Raw genomic sequence first — 559 nt, forward strand, 5'->3', positions numbered from 1 at the left:
AAAAGGCGCGTGACCCCATGAAAATCCCCCAAATGATCTAAACTTGTTCCACGCGCAAATGTGAGTAAATTATCCCGCGCCACTTCATTAATCCGCTGGCGCAATAGCAACTCTTCATAAGCGGCCGCTTGCAATTGAATGACCACCGGATCATAAGCCGTCTTTTCCACATTATAAGGAATATGATGCGCCGCAAAAAGCTCAGTCAAACGCGTGATCTTTTGCTCTAAAATGGCTTCAACAGAAAGCTCTTCAATAATTTGTGGCAGAGGAAGTTGTGGCCAAGGAAATTGTAGAATGGATAAAGGTTCAAACTCTGTCATCACCAACCTCTAAATTGATGCTCATTGGCTCTTTGTGTGACCAATCCCCCAAATGCCCATTGGGATAAAAAACACCCGTTAAAACAAAATGGAATGTGCCTTCACGCGTTGCTTTTGTCAGATCAATCCTCTGCAACGAAAACCCAGGCTCTCCACACTCTGGATCATCGAGTGCTTCAACAATTGCTTGATAAAGCTGCATCATCGTCGCAGGATCAGCATTGGCATCTTGGAAT

Annotated in this window: 2 pseudogenes; both read right to left on the reverse strand. The window is 44.5% G+C overall.

Annotated elements, in window-relative coordinates:
* Positions 1-323 (reverse strand): annotated as a pseudogene (locus tag ACFIKY_RS09305) (baseplate assembly protein); the annotation flags it as partial.
* Positions 310-559, reverse strand: a pseudogene (locus tag ACFIKY_RS09310) (baseplate assembly protein); the annotation flags it as partial. The pseudogenes ACFIKY_RS09310 and ACFIKY_RS09305, both read right to left, overlap by 14 nt.

The sequence above is a fragment of the Bartonella sp. CR127HXZ genome (genome assembly GCF_042194555.1).
In the GTDB taxonomy this organism is placed as follows: Bacteria; Pseudomonadota; Alphaproteobacteria; order Rhizobiales; family Rhizobiaceae; genus Bartonella; species Bartonella grahamii.